Origin of the sequence: Bradyrhizobium sp. USDA 327, assembly GCF_041262065.1 — a bacterium.
Classification (GTDB): Bacteria; Pseudomonadota; Alphaproteobacteria; order Rhizobiales; family Xanthobacteraceae; genus Bradyrhizobium; species Bradyrhizobium liaoningense.
In genome coordinates this window covers 3,962,063-3,976,113 of record NZ_JBGCCW010000001.1, presented here as the reverse complement: position 1 = coordinate 3,976,113, position 14,051 = coordinate 3,962,063, and the positions used below count along the sequence as shown (strand labels likewise).

The following is a 14,051-nucleotide window of genomic DNA, read 5'->3' as shown; positions in this document are numbered from 1 at the left end:
AAACCTGATGACAATATTAAAAGAATTGGCTTGTGTGATGGGGGAATTATTTTTCAGAATTCCCGCATGCACATTGTCGTCATAGGAACCGGAATCGTCGGCGCTTGCACTGCGGCGTGGCTGCAGCGCGACGGTCACGCGGTGACCTTCGTCGACCCGCTGGACGCGGGCGAGGCCTGCTCCTTCGGCAATGCCGGCTCGCTTTCGCCCAGCGCCTGCCTGCCGGTGGGCATGCCAGGCATGTGGAAGAAGGTCCCGCGCTGGCTGCTGGACCCATTGGGACCGCTGACGGTGCGTTGGGCCTATGCCCCGCTCGTGGCGCCATGGCTGCTGCGCATGCTGCATCATTCATCACGCGAAGAGGTGACACGCATCGCCACCGCGTTGCGGACGCTGCTGTCGCCGATCTTCGACTGCTACGATCCGCTGGTGGCCCATGCCGATGCGCAGGAGTTGGTGCGACGGAGCGGTTGCCTGTACGTCTTTTCCTCTCGCGAGACAGCGGCGCAGTGGGCCTGGGGCATGAATCTGCGGCGATCGCTGGGCGTGCGGATGCTGGACGTGGAGCAGGACGAGCTGGAAAGCCTCGAGCCGGACCTGAAGGGACGTTTTCGGTTCGGCATTCTGGCGCCCGATAACGGCTCCACATCCGATCCATCTGCCCTCGTCAAGGCGATCTACAATCGCTGCATCGGCGACGGCGCGCGTCACGTCCGCGACCGCGTCCGCGGTTTCGAGCGGCAGGGCCGGCGCGTCACAGCAGTGCTGTTGGAGCGCGGCGAGCCGCTGGCGGCGGACGGTGTGGTGGTGGCAGCCGGGGCCTGGTCGGGCGCATTGGCGGCACAGCTCGACAGCCCGGTGATGCTGGAGACGCAGCGCGGCTACCACGTCACTGTGCAGAGCTCGAACCTGGCCCTGCGCCACACCGTGATGGCGGTGGAGCACAATCTGATGGTCAATCCGATGGCCATGGGTCTGCGGCTGGCCGGCACCGTGGAATTCGCCGGCTTGAAAGCGCCACCCAACATGGCGCGTGCCGATGCTCTGCTTCGTCAGGGACAGCAATTGTTCCCGCACCTGGACACATCGTCTTTCACGCGCTGGATGGGCCATCGTCCCTGTCTTCCCGACAGTCTTCCCGTGGTCGGTCCGGTCCGCGCGGCCGACAACGCCTGGCTTGCCTTTGGCCACGGCCATATGGGGATGTGCATGGGCGCGGCGACCGGCCGCGAGATCGCGCATCTGGTGGCCGGACGTCCGACGCAGGTGGACCTGACGCCGTTTTCGCCGGAGCGCTTCCGTTGAGCGCGTCCTGGTCGCTCGCCGTGGACATGGGCGGCACGTTCATCGATGCGGTGGCCTTGCGGAGCGACGGGCACGTTGCATCGCTCAAACATCCGCGCGCCGGACGCCGGCTGGCGGAGCCGGTCGTCGAGGCCCTCGATCGGCTGTGCGCGCAGGCGGGCATCGGGGCAGATGACGTCAGCCGCGTCGTGCACGGCTCCACCGTCATCACCAATCTGCTGCTGGAACTGAACGAGCCGCCGGTGGCCCTTGTCCTGACGCGCGGCATGCGCGACGTACCGGTTCTGGCGCGCCAGGACCGCAAGGAGCTGTATGAACCGGTGATCATGCCGGCGGTGCCCGAAGCAAAGCTGTTTCCGGAGCCGCTGCGCTTCGAGATCGGCGGGCGCATCGATGCCGAGGGGCGGGAGGTGGAGCCGCTCGACCTGTCGGCTGTTGACGCTATCGCGGATGCAGTGAGCGACGCCGGCGTGTGCGCGCTGGCGGTCGGTCTGTTGTTCTCGCACCGCAATCCGACCCATGAGCGCGCGCTGCGTGCGGCGCTGCATGCGCGCCTTCCGAGCTTGCACATTTCACTGTCCAGCGAAGTCGATCCGCAACCGCGGGAATTCGAGCGCTGGTTGACTACGGCGCTGGACGCCTATGCCAAACCGCTGGCAGCGAATTACCTGCGCGCGCTGGCCGACGCATTGAAGATACGTGGCTTGCCGCCGCTGCGCCTGATGCGATCGGCCGGCGGCACTGCGCCCTGGCATGATCTCGCCGAGCAGCCGATCGGCCTCGCCATGTCCGGTCCCTGCGCGGCGCTGCAGGGCGTGGCCGCCGGCCTCGCAGCATCCGGTCCCGCGATCGTTCTGGATATCGGAGGCACCAGCGCCGACATCAGCATTCTGCTCGACGGCAGGCCGACCTTCACCGACGCGCTGGAATGCGGCGGCTTGCCGATCCGTCAGCGCTGCGCGGATATCGCCTCCATCGGCATCGGGGGTGGCAGCGTGGTATCGGTGCTGCCGGGCGGCGCGCTGCGCCTGGGGCCGCGCTCGCAAGGAGCCTGGCCAGGACCGGCCGCCTTTGGTCTCGGCGGTGACTTGCCGACGCTGAGCGATGCGCTGTGCGTACTGGACCGCTTGCCGCACCGGCTGGCCGGCGGGATCGTGCTGGACCGCCCCGCGGCGGAGGCCGCGCTTGGCGGCGTGGCCGGCGCGCTCGGCTTGTCGGTGCTTCGAACCGCTGAAGCCGTCGTGAGCACGGCCGCCGCCGGGATGGCGGAGGCGCTCAAGACCCACGCCTTTCAGCGTAACCTGGATCCGGCGGATGCGGTGCTCGTCGCCATCGGCGGCGGCGGCGCGCAGCATGCGGCCGAGATCGCCGAACTGGCCGGTATGCGCCATGTGCTGGTCATGCCGCACGCCGGCGTGATGGCGGCGCTAGGCATGCTCTACAGTCCGGACGAGGGCGACGTCAGCCTGGCGACGAGCGAAAGCCCGTGGGATTCGCTGCCGCCGCAAGGCGAGGGGCCGCATTCTCTGTTCGCGCCGACGACCACCGCCTTCGTGCCGGCGGGCTGGTCCTGGCGGCTGACGCCGGATCAGACGCTGGCGCTGGAGGCGAAGGCATGATGCCGCGCGCGCGCGACGTCGCACCTGATCCGGTCATCGCCCTGCGCATGGAGCCGCTGCGTCTGGCGCTGCAAGGCACGGCCGACCGCATGCAGCATTGCATGATGCGCGCCGCCGTGTCGTCCATCGCCCGCGAGAGCGGCGACTGTGCCGCGGCGCTGTTCCTGCCGGACGGACGCCTGCTCGCCCAGGCGCGCTCGCTGCCGTTGTTGCTGGGATCGCTGATTCCGGCCGTTGCCGGTGTGCTCGCACGCTTTCCGCTCGCAACGATGTCCGAGGGCGACGCCTATCTGCTCAACGACCCCTGGTCCGGCGGCACGCATCTGCCGGACCTGGCTCTGGTCCACCCGGTCTTCCGCGATGGCGAGGTGATCGCCTTCGCCGCCGCCAATTTGCACCATCAGGATGTCGGGGGCATGGCCGCCGGCTCTATTCCGCCCGACGCAACCGAAGTGTACCAGGAGGGCCTGCGCCTGCCGCCCGTGCGCTGGCGCAGCGCCGAAGGCGTGCGGCCCGATATCGACGCCATCCTGGCCGCCAACTCACGCACGCCTGACAATCTGCGCGGCGACCTGGAAGCGCAGTGGATGGCGCTGACGCAAGGCGCGCGCGAACTGAAGCAGATCGCGCGTCACACCGGACCTCGTTTTGCCGACGTCTGCGATGCCTTGATTGCGCAGACCGAACGCATGACCCGCGCCGCCCTTGCGGCCGCACCCGACGGCGAATGGACCTGGCGCGATCAACTCGACGGCGATGGCAGCGACACCGCCCCGGTTTCAATCGTGGTGAGCTTGCGCAAGCAGGGTGACACACTGGTGATCGACTTCGAGGGGACCGCGTCGCAGGTGAGGGGGCCCCTCAATGCATCGCCGGCGGCGATGCTGTCGGCGGCTCTCTTCTTCATGCGCACGCTGGCACCGGACGCCCCCAACAATGCCGGCTGCCTTGCGCCACTGACGCTGAAGCTTCCACCCGGCAGCCTGGTCAATCCGACGCCGCCCGCGGCGGTCAATGCGCGCACGGCGACCGTGAAACTGGCGTGCAACGCGATTCTTGGAGCCTGGTCACAGTCGGCAAGCGGGATGGGCGTGGCGCCGCACGCCGGGGTGGCCACCGTCCTCGCGCTCAGCGGCACGCGGGTGGACGGGCGACGCTGGATGTTGACCGAGATCATCGCCAGCGGCGCCGGCGCCAGCGTCCACGCGCCCGGCCGCGCCGGCGTCTCCACCGACGTCGGCAATGCGCGCAATACCCCCGTGGAGGTGATCGAGACCGAAGCGCCACTGCGCGTGGAATGCTACGAGATTCGCCGCGGCAGCGGCGGCGCCGGTCTGCAATGCGGCGGCGACGGCGTGCGGCGCGCCTATCGGCTGCTCGAAGGTCAGGGGTGGATCGCCTATCGCGGCGAGCGCCATGTCGGCCGTGCGCGCGGTGCTCAAGGCGGCGGGGCCGGCGCAACGTCTATGGCCCGGGTTTTGCGTGTGGACGGAGCGGTCGAGCTCTTGCCTGCGCGCGCCCGCATCGCGTGGTCCGCCGGCGACCTGCTGATCATCGAAACCGCCGGCGGCGGTGGCTGGGGATCCCTGTCTCCAGCCGAAGCCGCCAATCCACCCGCAAGGAGTTGCCCATGATCCGCTTCCTGATTTCGCGCCGCGCGACGCTGGCGTTGGCTGGCCTCGCGATGCTGCTGCCCGCGCCGGGTCATTCGCAAGTCAACTACCCGAACAAGGCGATCCACATCGTCGTGCCTTTCGCACCGGGCGGCAGCACCGACGTGCTCGCGCGTCGTGTGGGCGACAAGCTCGCCGCGGCCTGGGGCCAGCCGGTCGTGGTCGACAATCGACCCGGCGCCGGCGGCGCCCTGGGCGCCGACTTCGTGGCCAAATCCGCCCCCGACGGCTACACCCTGCTGGCCGGCGTCACCGGCAGCAACGCCATCGCGCAGGCGCTGTACGCCAAATTGCCTTACGACGTGATCAAGGACTTCGCGCCGTTGTCGACGTTGGTAACTGCGCCGCTGGTGCTGGCCGTCAATCCCGACGTGAAGGCGAACACGGCAGCCGAGTTTCTCGCCCTCGTCAAGTCGAAACCGGGCGAGTTGAGTTTCGGCTCGGCCGGTAACGGCACGTCGATGCATCTCACCGGCGAGATGTACAAGCAGGCGGCCGATGTCTCGATGGTGCACGTTCCGTACCGCGGCAGCGCCGCCATGCTCACCGACCTGATGAGCGGTCAGATCCAGGTCACGTTCGGCGACGTCCTGGTGCTGATGCCGCAGATTCAGGCCGGAAAGATTCGCGCGCTGGCCGTCACTTCGAAAACCAGGCACCCCCTGCTGCCGGACGTGCCGACGCTGGATGAAGCGGGTCTGAAGGGTTTCGAGGCGCTGTCATGGCAAGGCTTGTTTGCGCCGGCCGGCACGCCGCCCGAGGTGGTCGAGAAGCTGAACTCGGAAGTGAACAAAGTCCTGCAATCTCCTGACATCAAGGACTACTTTGCGGCGCAGGGCTTCATCGTCCAGGGCTCGACACCTGAGGCCTTCAAGGCCTTTATAGCGAGCGAGGTGAACAAGTGGACGCCGATTGTGAAGTATTCGGGTGCCCAGGTGAATTGAGCTGGCACCTCCGGCGCGGTGCGGCTGCTCGCCGATAAGAAGAGAGAGCTCCTTGAATTTTCGGCGCTGTCGGACGTGTCTGTGATCTTGCCGCGAGACCAGGAGGTCAACTCACGTATCCTACGTGATCCGAAACGGACACGCCGCAACAGGTCCACGACGCCCTTGAACCACAGATCAGCGGTCTTGCTCCGCAGGAGCGCTTGGCAGTCAATTGCTGCATCAGCCGCCTGAGACGCATTTACCCGCTTTTTGGCGAGAGGGACGGCTTTGCATGTCGAACACTGCCGCCACGTGCGAAATTTACACTCGTTTCGCGGAATGAGTATAACCGGCCCGTCCTCGGATTTTCTGTTGATGCCGCAAATTCGAAACCTAACTCTCAAATCAGATCGTTCAATTCGCTCGCATCCTTGCTCAAGATGTCGGTGAGCTGAGTCTAAAGCGCGATGCGATTAGGATGAATCGTCATCGCGCTTTAGGTTGTTGTGTAAGCATGGTCTTTTCGGAAAACCGCTGTGCACTTTTCCGGATCATGCTTTAGCGACCTCGATTGGCAAGCACGATGATGGCGCGGCCGACCTGAATTAGCAGCGATGGTGCCAGGCTGCAGCCCACGATGACGGCCCACATCGCCGCCGTCGGGGGGGTGACGTGCAAGACCTCCGCCATCAGCGGCCAGTAGGGAGGAACCGCGAGCAGAGCGCCGCAGAGGCCGACGGCGGCCCAGATCCATGGATTGCGCGTGACCTCGTTGGCGACGACGCCGGAGCGGCTGCTGCGCATGTCGAAAACGTGCCAGAGTTGCGCGAACGCGATCGTCAGGAATGTGGTGGTGACCACTGCCTCGCCGGTCCAGCCGGCCGAAAGCGCCAGCCCAAGCGCCGCGAAAGTTCCGCCCGCCAGCGGAATGCTCTGCAGCACGATCGTTGTCCATTGCCGACGACCGAGGATCGGCTCCTTCGGATCGCGCGGCGGCCGCTCGAGAATATCGCGTTCTCCCTCGCCCATTGCCAGTGCGAAGGCGGGGAATACGTCGGTCACCAGATTCAAGTAAAGGATCTGCAGCGGCAGGATCGGCAGGGGCAGTGCCGCCGCGATCGCGATCCCAACAACCAGGACCTCGCTGATGTTGCAGGACAGAAGGTAAGCGGCGGCCCGACGGATATTGCCGAAGATGATTCTGCCTTCCCGAACCGCCTTGACGATCGTCGGAAAGGCGTCGTCGAGCAGGATCATCGCTGCCGCCTGGCGCGCGACGTCCGTTCCGCGCAGGCCCATGGCCACGCCGATGTCGGCCTGCTTCAACGCCGGTGCATCGTTCACGCCATCCCCGGTCATCGCGACGATATCACCGGACGCCTGATACGCGCGTACGATCGCAAGTTTCTCCGCCGGGCTGACGCGGGCGAAGATGCCAACGCGCTTCAATTCCTGCGGATGCTTTTCGACGAGAAGCTCGACATGGCGGCCTTCTGCTACATTGTCAGCCTCGAGCCCGATCGCACGGCCTATGCTGCGGGCCGTGACGGCATGATCGCCGGTCACCATGACGACGCGGATGCCGGCATGACGGCAATCGCGGATCGCCTGCGGAACGTCGGCGCGCGCAGGGTCTTCCAGGCCAACGAGGCCCACGAATATCAGCTGGCCATAGGGCTGAGCATCTGCCGATGTCGCCAGTTTGGTTGCGCAGGCGAGCACGCGCAGGCCGTGCTGTCCGAGCTCGGCAATCCGCCCGCTCCACAGACGGCGCGCGGCTTCGTCCAGTGTCGTCTCGCCGTTCTCGGTGAGCATGCCGGTGCACGCCGCGAGCACATGCTCCGGTGCACCCTTCACGGCATAGAAATACGCGCCGCCGTGCTGGTGCACGGTCGCCATCATCTTGCTTTCGTTGTCGAAAGCGTGCTTGGCCGCGATCGGAAAGCCGCGCAGCAGCTCGTGGCGATTCAAACCTGCCGCCCGGCCAGCCTGCAGCAGCGCCACTTCCATGGGATCACCGCTATGGGCTACTCCCCCATGGCCAAGCGAGGCCTCGTTGCAAAGTACCATTGTGTGCAGCAGCCGCTGGAGCAGCGCATCGCCGGCAAGCTCTTCCACGCCGGCCTTTTCGACTTCGCCGGATTCGACCCACAAGCGCCGCACGGCCATCCGGTTTTCGGTGAGCGTGCCGGTCTTGTCGGTCAGGATCACTGTGGTCGCGCCCAATGTCTCGACCGCGGAGAGCCGCTCCAGAAGTGCATTCTGGCGGGCCATGCGCCACATCCCGCGGGCAAGCGCGAGGGTGGCCACAATCGGCAGGCCCTCGGGAATGGCGGCCACCGCGAGCGCGATCGACGATTCCACAACCAGGAAAGCATCTTGTCCCTTGGCCATTCCAACCGCCGCGATCACAACGGTCAGAAGCCCGACCGCCCAAACGAGCTGCCCGGACAATCGTGCGAGCCTGCGTTCAACCGGTGAGCTCTCAGGCTCCGCTTCTTCGACGAGGTGAGAGATGCGGCCGAGTTCCGTCCGGGAGCCCGTCGCGACGGCAACGCCAAGGCCGCTGCCGCGGGTCACGGCCGTGCCCTTGAACAGCATTGATGTGCGCTCGGCGATTCGTGCATCTTCGGCGGCCGGCTCGGGCGACTTGTCGACCGGCACCGACTCGCCTGTCAGGGTCGACTCGTCGGCCGCAAGCCGCGAGGCTTCCACGATGCGCAGGTCAGCCGAGATCGCGTCGCCCGCCTCGACGAGGAGCATGTCGCCGGGTACGAGGTCCTCCGCCGGGAGCACGCGCGTGTGACCGTCGCGTCGTACGCGAGCCGATGTCCGGCCAAGCGCGCGCAGTGCCTCGATCGATCGTGCTGCCCTGATTTCGGTTACGAAACCGATAAGCGTGTTGAGCGCAAGAACCGCGACGATCGCCACGCCTTCCGCGAGTTCGCCGAACCAGAAGGCGAGCGCAGCGGCTGCCGCCAGCAGGGAGACCACCGGGCTCCGCAGCTGGTGAAGAAGTATGGTCAGGGCGCTGATCCGCTTCCTTGCAGCGATCGCGTTTGAACCGAAGCGGATGCGGCGCTCCGTCGCCTCGTGTTCCGCGAGGCCCTGCTCCGGCTCGACTTGAAGCGCGCGAAGGATCTCGCTCGCCGGCAACGAATGCGCGGTCGCTGGTGTCAGTCCAACCTCATGCATCAAATCGCTCTTCGGCATCAGACCTGCGCCTCTTCCCGGCTATCTCCGAAACATTTGGTGCGCGACATCAGGCCCGATTGCTCCGGCCCATGCGGCCACGATGACCAGCACGAGGCCGGGGATCAGCCGCAGCGCGAAGGAGCGCCCGCCGCTGACCCAGCCAACGACGATCTTGCTGAGCGTATTTGTCGACAGCGCCGCCAGAATCGGAGCCACAGCGTCGGCGGAGCTGATCTTTCCCGAGGCGGCGAGGGTGGCTGCGGCGACGGCTGGCGAATGCGTATCTGCGAACCCGGCTACGGCCGCGCTGACCAGCAGGCCGATTTCCCCAAACGCATCCCGCAGGCCGGCAGAGAGCACGAGGACTCCGGAGAGCGTCAAGGCCAGCAACAAGGCCGACGGCAGGCTGAAAGCACGTCCGAGCTGGAGCTCGGCGGGGCTCGTCTCTCGCATGCCCTTCACCGTGAAGATTGCGCCATAGAGACTTGCCGCGGCACCGGCACAGAGGAGCGGAACCATCAAACTTTGCAACGTAGCGAGATTTGTCGCTGCGAGCACCGCGACGAGCTGGACGATCGTTGCGACGGTCGAAAGCGTTGCGCCAGCGGTAGCGGCGCCAAGCAGCTCGGGTGCCCTGCGAGCCCGCGCGCCCATCGCTCCGATCGTGGCTGTGCTGGAGACAAAGCCCGAGGCGAAGCCTGAGATGGCGAGACCGCCTCTTGCGCCGAGCAGGCGTATTGCAACATGCCCGGCGGCGCCGATGGCCATCACCAGAATGACGATGATCCAGATCGCGCGTGGATTGAGCGCGCCAAAGGGGCCGACCGGCTGATCCGGAAGCAAGGGTAGGACAACGAGCGTGGCGGCGGCAAAGATCAGGCCGTCCTTGACCTCGTTGTCGCTGAGCACCGTACGGACGAAGTCGTGCAATGCCGCACGGCCTGCAAGCAGAATGGCCAGAATGACGGCAACGCCCGCGGCGAAAATGGGACGCTGGGTGGCCAGCCCGCCAAGCAGAACCGTCAGGATGAGTGCCGTCTCCGAAGTCAAGCCGGGATCGTCGCTCCTGGACCGGAGATAGGCGATCGCAGTCAGGGCCATGATCCCGGCGGTCACGAGCGCCAGCAGGCCCTTGCCCCCGATCATGACGCTGACGGCGCCGGCGAGTGATGCCGCGGCAAAGGTACGCAGCCCGGCAGGCGAGCGCCCCGGTCCCTCGCCCTTACGGCGTTCTCGCTCGAGACCGATCAAGAGCCCGATGCCGAGTGCAACGACGATGGCGATGACGTCGGGGCTTAGGCTCGGCTTCAGAAAATCCATCATGTGTACTGTACGGCGTCACGTTCTTGTGCTTGTGGCGGTGCTTCGATCGCGGCTGCTGCCCAACCCCGCCAGATTCGTATCAACGTCATGGTGACCGCCGACAGCAATAGATCAAGTGCCACGCCCGCTGGCTCGAGAAAGGTGAGGCCGACGACGACAGTAATGAGCGGCAGCATCGCATGCATCCGCCGCGAGCGTGCCGCAGATGCGACAGGATATCCCGGCACGGTATCCACCTTAAGTTATCTCATGCAAGGACCAGCGGTTGGAACTATATCGACGAGGTCGCCACGAGGCCTCTTGATTTCGGTCAATCTGACGGCCGCAGAGATGTCGCAAGCCCGCGAGCTCGTTAAAGTGGCTGAGAATGTTGCCGCTGATCTGATCGAGCGCGAGCTACGGCACCGCCGGGTGCGCGGGGATTGTTCGGAGGCACGACTCCCGGTCTGTGGAATGAAGCGCCGGTCCGCGTGACGAGCAGGAGGTTGTCGTGGGCCCGCGATCTGCCGTCTGGCCGACAGAGCAAGCCATCGGTAATCTGAGCTAGATCAAGCTGTCTGGAACTTGCTTGGATATCCTCTGGTAGCTTCAGTTTGGAGATTCCAAATGGCAGCCAAAGATTCAGGGCGACCGATTCTGGTGCTTCCGGAAGCCTCGGCGTATGGCATCGATGTGGTCGTCGAGGAGGTCGATGCCGCTGGACGGGTCATCGGCAAGGTTCTCACGCAGCAGGTTTCCTCCCGCAGGGCGGATCTCCTCGTCATGGGAGCGTACGGTCATTCCCGCTTCCGGGAGTTAGTATTGGGAGGCGCGACCCGGAGTATCCTGACGAAGCCGCCGATTCCAGTGCTGTTGTCCCACTGATCAGTCGGCAGGCAAGGCACTGAAAGGCGGCAAGCAGGGTACGCCCATGGACGCTCAACCGCTCGAACTGGATGGCAAGAGATCCCCGGTATTTCACGCGCAGGGGCTTTCGAAGACCTATCGAATGGGCGAGATCGACGTGCATGCGCTTCGCGACGTCGATCTCGACATTTTCGAAGGCGAGTTCGTCGTCCTCCTCGGGCCGTCCGGATCTGGCAAGTCGACCCTGCTGAACATCCTGGGGGGCTTGGACAGCCCGACCTCGGGCGAGGCCCATTGGCGCGACCACAATCTGGTCGGCGCGACAGATGCGGAGTTGACCCGATACCGGCGCGAGCACGTGGGCTTTGTCTTTCAATTCTACAACCTCATTCCCAGCCTGACGGTGCTGGAGAATGTCGCGCTGGTGACCGAGATTGCGGACAAGCCGCTCGATCCGCGCGAGGTGCTTGCCCTCGTCGGGCTCGAGAAGCGGATCGATCACTTCCCCTCGCAACTGTCCGGCGGCGAGCAGCAGCGCGTCGCGGTCGCCCGCGCCATCGTCAAGTCGCCGGATGTGCTGTTGTGCGACGAGCCGACCGGCGCGCTGGACTACGAGACCGGCAAGGTGGTGCTGGCGGCCATCGCGCGAGCCAATGAGCGCCTTGGCACCACAACGATCATCATCACGCACAATGCCGCAATTGCGGGCATGGCAGATCGCGTGCTGCGGCTCGGTGGTGGGCGGATCGTCGGCGAGGAGCGCAATGCACGTCGCCTCTCGGCAGACGAGGTGCACTGGTGAGCCTGCTCGATCGAAAACTGCTGCGCGACATCGCCGGCATGCGGGGCCAAGTGCTGACGATCTCGCTGCTGGTCGCCGCCGGCGTCGCCGTCTTCGTTGGCTCGGTCTCGACTTACGACTCTCTCAGCTCGGCGGTGGATCGCTTCTACGCGGTTGCACGATTCCCGCAGGTTTTCGTGACGCTGAAACGTGCGCCCCTGTCGATCGTTCCGCAGCTCAATGCGATTCCCGGCGTGGCCACCGTGGAGCCCCGCATCGTCCGCGAGGTCATCGTGGATTGGCCGGCCGCATCGCAGCCGGTGTCGGCCCGGATGGTGTCGCTCAATCATGCGGGCGACGAAAGGCTTGCGCGACTCCACATGCGGCGCGGCGCGGCGCCTGGACCCGGCTCCGCAAGGAGCGCAGCGGTCAACGAAGCGTTCGCCGAGGCCAACAGAGTGAATCCAGGTGACGATATCCGCGTGCTTCTCAATGGAAAGGTGGAGGCATTCCGCGTTTCCGGCCTCGCACTGTCGCCGGAATATGTCTATGCGGTCAAGCCGGGCCTGCCGATTCCGGACGATCGGCTCTATGCCGTTCTCTGGGTCGACCGCAGCGCGGCGGAAGCTGCCTTCGATATGAAGGCGGCCTTCAATGATGCCGTGATCTCGCTGGCGCCGGGTGCCGATCCGAAGCCCGTGATCGACGAACTGGATCGGTTGCTCGAACCGTACGGGTCGGTCGGCGCCGTCGCGCGACGGGATCAGCCGTCCAACCGGTTTCTCGAGGATGAATTGAACCAGCAGAAGGTGATGTCGACCACGATCCCGTTCATCTTTTTCGGGGTTGCGGCGTTCCTGCTCAATAGCGCTCTCGGGAGGATTGTGGCGGTCCAACGCGAGCAGATTGCCGCGTTGAAGGCACTGGGCTTTCCAACCGCGGCGCTGACCCTGCACTATCTCAAGCTCATCCTCATCATCGTGTTGATCGGATCCGCGCTTGGAATTGCGGCCGGCTGGGGCTTTGGAAAGGCGATGATTGCAAGTTATCAAGGCTTCTTTCGCTTGCCTGATCTGCCGTTCCGGCTGACGCCGTGGTCGCTGGCGCTCGGAGTTGCGATCAGCCTGATCGCGGCGTCGCTCGGCGTCCTGACTGCATTGCGGCAGGTCGTCCGCCTTGCGCCGGCGGTCGCCATGCGACCGGCCGCGCCGCTAGGTTTTCGCCGCTCGTGGATCGAAGCGCTTCTGCCAGGCACCGGGACCAGATCTCGCCGCCTGATGATCCTGCGGAATACCGCCGGACGCCCGTTTCGTTCGCTGTTGACCGTGGCCGGGGTGGCCTTTGCCGTTCCAATGATGGTGCTGGGAATCTTTTGGCGCGATGCCATCGACGAGATGGTTGATCTCCAGTTCAATCTGGTGGAGCGCGGCAATACGACGGTGACGTTTCCGCACCCCATGGATCGTTCCATTATGCGCGATCTGGCGCGCGAGCCAGGCGTTCTTGTGGCGGAGGGGCAGCGCATCGTGCCGGTGCGCCTTCGCGCCGGGCAGCGCAACTATCTGACTTCGGTGATCGGCCTGTCGGCAGGCGACCAGCTGCGCCGCCCCCATGACGCCATGCTGCGCCCGATCGCGGCCACGCCCGACGGGATTACGCTCACCCGGCGGCTTGCCGAGCGGCTCGAGGTGAAAGCCGGCGACCTCATTGCGGTCGAGGCGATGGAAGGGCGGCGGCGCAAGCGCGACCTGCCGGTTTGCGCCATCGTCGATGAGTCGATCGGAATGGCCTCGTACATGGAGATCGAGACCCTGAACCGCTTCACCGGCGAGGGCGCGGTGGTTTCGGCGGCGAGCCTGTATGTCGAGCCGACAGCGATGTCGGCGTTAGGGCGCAGGTTCAAGAACCTGCCGACCATCGAGTCTGTGACGATGAAGGCGTATACGCTCTCTTCGTTCATGGAGAAGATCGCCGGTCTCGTTTTGGTAACCGCCGGCATCCTTGCGGCCTTCGCCACGATCATCACGGTGGGGGTCGTCTACAACAGTGCGCGCATCAGCCTGCAGGAGCGCGCATGGGAGCTGGCCAGTCTTCGGGTGCTGGGCTTTACGCGCGGCGAGGTTGCGGGCATCCTGTTCGGCGAGTTCGCAATCGAGATCGTGCTGGGGATTCTGATCGGCCTACCGCTCTCTCACTTTGTTATAGGCCTGATCGCCAGATTTCACTCCAACGAGAGCTTCCAGATACCCGCCGTGATCGCGCCGCAGACTTATCTCATTGCAGTCGGTGTCGTGCTGGCTGCGGCCGCCGCCAGCGCCCGCATCGTCAAAGGCCGAGTTGATCGAATTGATCTGGTCGCAGCTCTCAAGACCAGGGAATAAGC

Annotated in this window: 9 protein-coding genes and 1 pseudogene; 7 read left to right on the top strand and 3 right to left on the bottom strand. The window is 65.4% G+C overall.

From position 1 onward, the window contains the following. Positions 1 to 66: 66 nt before the first annotated feature. The 4 genes from ABIA42_RS18530 to ABIA42_RS18515 are packed head-to-tail and all read left to right on the top strand — an operon-like array spanning position 67 to position 5,541. The gene (locus ABIA42_RS18530) at positions 67 to 1,305 is read left to right on the top strand and encodes an NAD(P)/FAD-dependent oxidoreductase (RefSeq protein WP_370122581.1); all 1,239 of its coding nucleotides are present in this window, start codon (positions 67 to 69) and stop codon (positions 1,303 to 1,305) included. Beyond that, entirely contained in the window at positions 1,302 to 2,924 is a 1,623-nt protein-coding gene (locus ABIA42_RS18525; protein ID WP_370122584.1) for a hydantoinase/oxoprolinase family protein, read from the top strand. The genes ABIA42_RS18530 and ABIA42_RS18525 overlap by 4 nt, the downstream gene beginning before the upstream one ends. After that, positions 2,921 to 4,558: a hydantoinase B/oxoprolinase family protein gene (locus tag ABIA42_RS18520; protein ID WP_370122587.1), complete on the top strand. Its 1,638-nt coding sequence runs from the start codon at positions 2,921 to 2,923 to the stop codon at positions 4,556 to 4,558. The genes ABIA42_RS18525 and ABIA42_RS18520 overlap by 4 nt, the downstream gene beginning before the upstream one ends. Next, positions 4,555 to 5,541, top strand: coding sequence for a Bug family tripartite tricarboxylate transporter substrate binding protein (locus ABIA42_RS18515; RefSeq protein WP_370122590.1), 987 nt, complete (start codon positions 4,555 to 4,557; stop codon positions 5,539 to 5,541). The genes ABIA42_RS18520 and ABIA42_RS18515 overlap by 4 nt, the downstream gene beginning before the upstream one ends. 540 nt (positions 5,542 to 6,081) lie before the next feature. Here ABIA42_RS18515 and ABIA42_RS18510 read toward each other — a convergent pair. The 3 genes from ABIA42_RS18510 to ABIA42_RS18500 are packed head-to-tail and all read right to left on the bottom strand — an operon-like array spanning position 6,082 to position 10,217. Beyond that, a complete protein-coding gene (locus ABIA42_RS18510) occupies positions 6,082 to 8,718 on the bottom strand; it encodes a cation-translocating P-type ATPase (RefSeq protein ID WP_370143828.1) in 2,637 nt (878 codons plus the stop codon). Between the two features lie 39 nt (positions 8,719 to 8,757). Beyond that, the gene (locus tag ABIA42_RS18505) at positions 8,758 to 10,041 is read right to left on the bottom strand and encodes an MgtC/SapB family protein (RefSeq protein WP_370122596.1); all 1,284 of its coding nucleotides are present in this window, start codon (positions 10,039 to 10,041) and stop codon (positions 8,758 to 8,760) included. Further along, the gene (locus ABIA42_RS18500) at positions 10,038 to 10,217 is read right to left on the bottom strand and encodes a hypothetical protein (protein ID WP_370122599.1); all 180 of its coding nucleotides are present in this window, start codon (positions 10,215 to 10,217) and stop codon (positions 10,038 to 10,040) included. Before ABIA42_RS18500 ends, ABIA42_RS18505 begins: the two co-directional genes overlap by 4 nt. A 484-nt stretch (positions 10,218 to 10,701) precedes the next feature. Here ABIA42_RS18500 and ABIA42_RS18495 point away from each other — a divergent pair. The 3 genes and pseudogenes from ABIA42_RS18495 to ABIA42_RS18485 form a co-directional block, all read left to right on the top strand. Beyond that, a pseudogene (locus ABIA42_RS18495) lies at positions 10,702 to 10,905 on the top strand (universal stress protein); the annotation flags it as partial. 46 nt (positions 10,906 to 10,951) lie between these two features. Continuing rightward, positions 10,952 to 11,689 carry an ABC transporter ATP-binding protein gene (locus ABIA42_RS18490; protein ID WP_271532553.1) on the top strand — a complete coding sequence of 246 codons (738 nt, stop codon included), beginning with the start codon at positions 10,952 to 10,954 and terminating at the stop codon, positions 11,687 to 11,689. Next, positions 11,686 to 14,049, top strand: a complete 2,364-nt coding sequence (locus ABIA42_RS18485; protein WP_370122602.1) for an ABC transporter permease — start codon at positions 11,686 to 11,688, stop codon at positions 14,047 to 14,049. Before ABIA42_RS18490 ends, ABIA42_RS18485 begins: the two co-directional genes overlap by 4 nt. The last annotated feature ends 2 nt before the right edge of the window (positions 14,050 to 14,051 follow it).

Bases quoted from the DNA above. Each gene is read 5' to 3' on its own strand.
- ABIA42_RS18505 (WP_370122596.1), bottom strand. From the start codon at position 10,041: ATGATGGATTTTCTGAAGCCGAGCCTAAGCCCCGACGTCATCGCCATC.
- ABIA42_RS18530 (WP_370122581.1), top strand. From the start codon at position 67: ATGCACATTGTCGTCATAGGAACCGGAATCGTCGGCGCTTGCACTGCG.
- ABIA42_RS18520 (WP_370122587.1), top strand. From the start codon at position 2,921: ATGATGCCGCGCGCGCGCGACGTCGCACCTGATCCGGTCATCGCCCTG.
- ABIA42_RS18510 (WP_370143828.1), bottom strand. From the start codon at position 8,718: ATGCATGAGGTTGGACTGACACCAGCGACCGCGCATTCGTTGCCGGCG.
- ABIA42_RS18500 (WP_370122599.1), bottom strand. From the start codon at position 10,217: ATGCTGCCGCTCATTACTGTCGTCGTCGGCCTCACCTTTCTCGAGCCA.
- ABIA42_RS18515 (WP_370122590.1), top strand. From the start codon at position 4,555: ATGATCCGCTTCCTGATTTCGCGCCGCGCGACGCTGGCGTTGGCTGGC.
- ABIA42_RS18490 (WP_271532553.1), top strand. From the start codon at position 10,952: ATGGACGCTCAACCGCTCGAACTGGATGGCAAGAGATCCCCGGTATTT.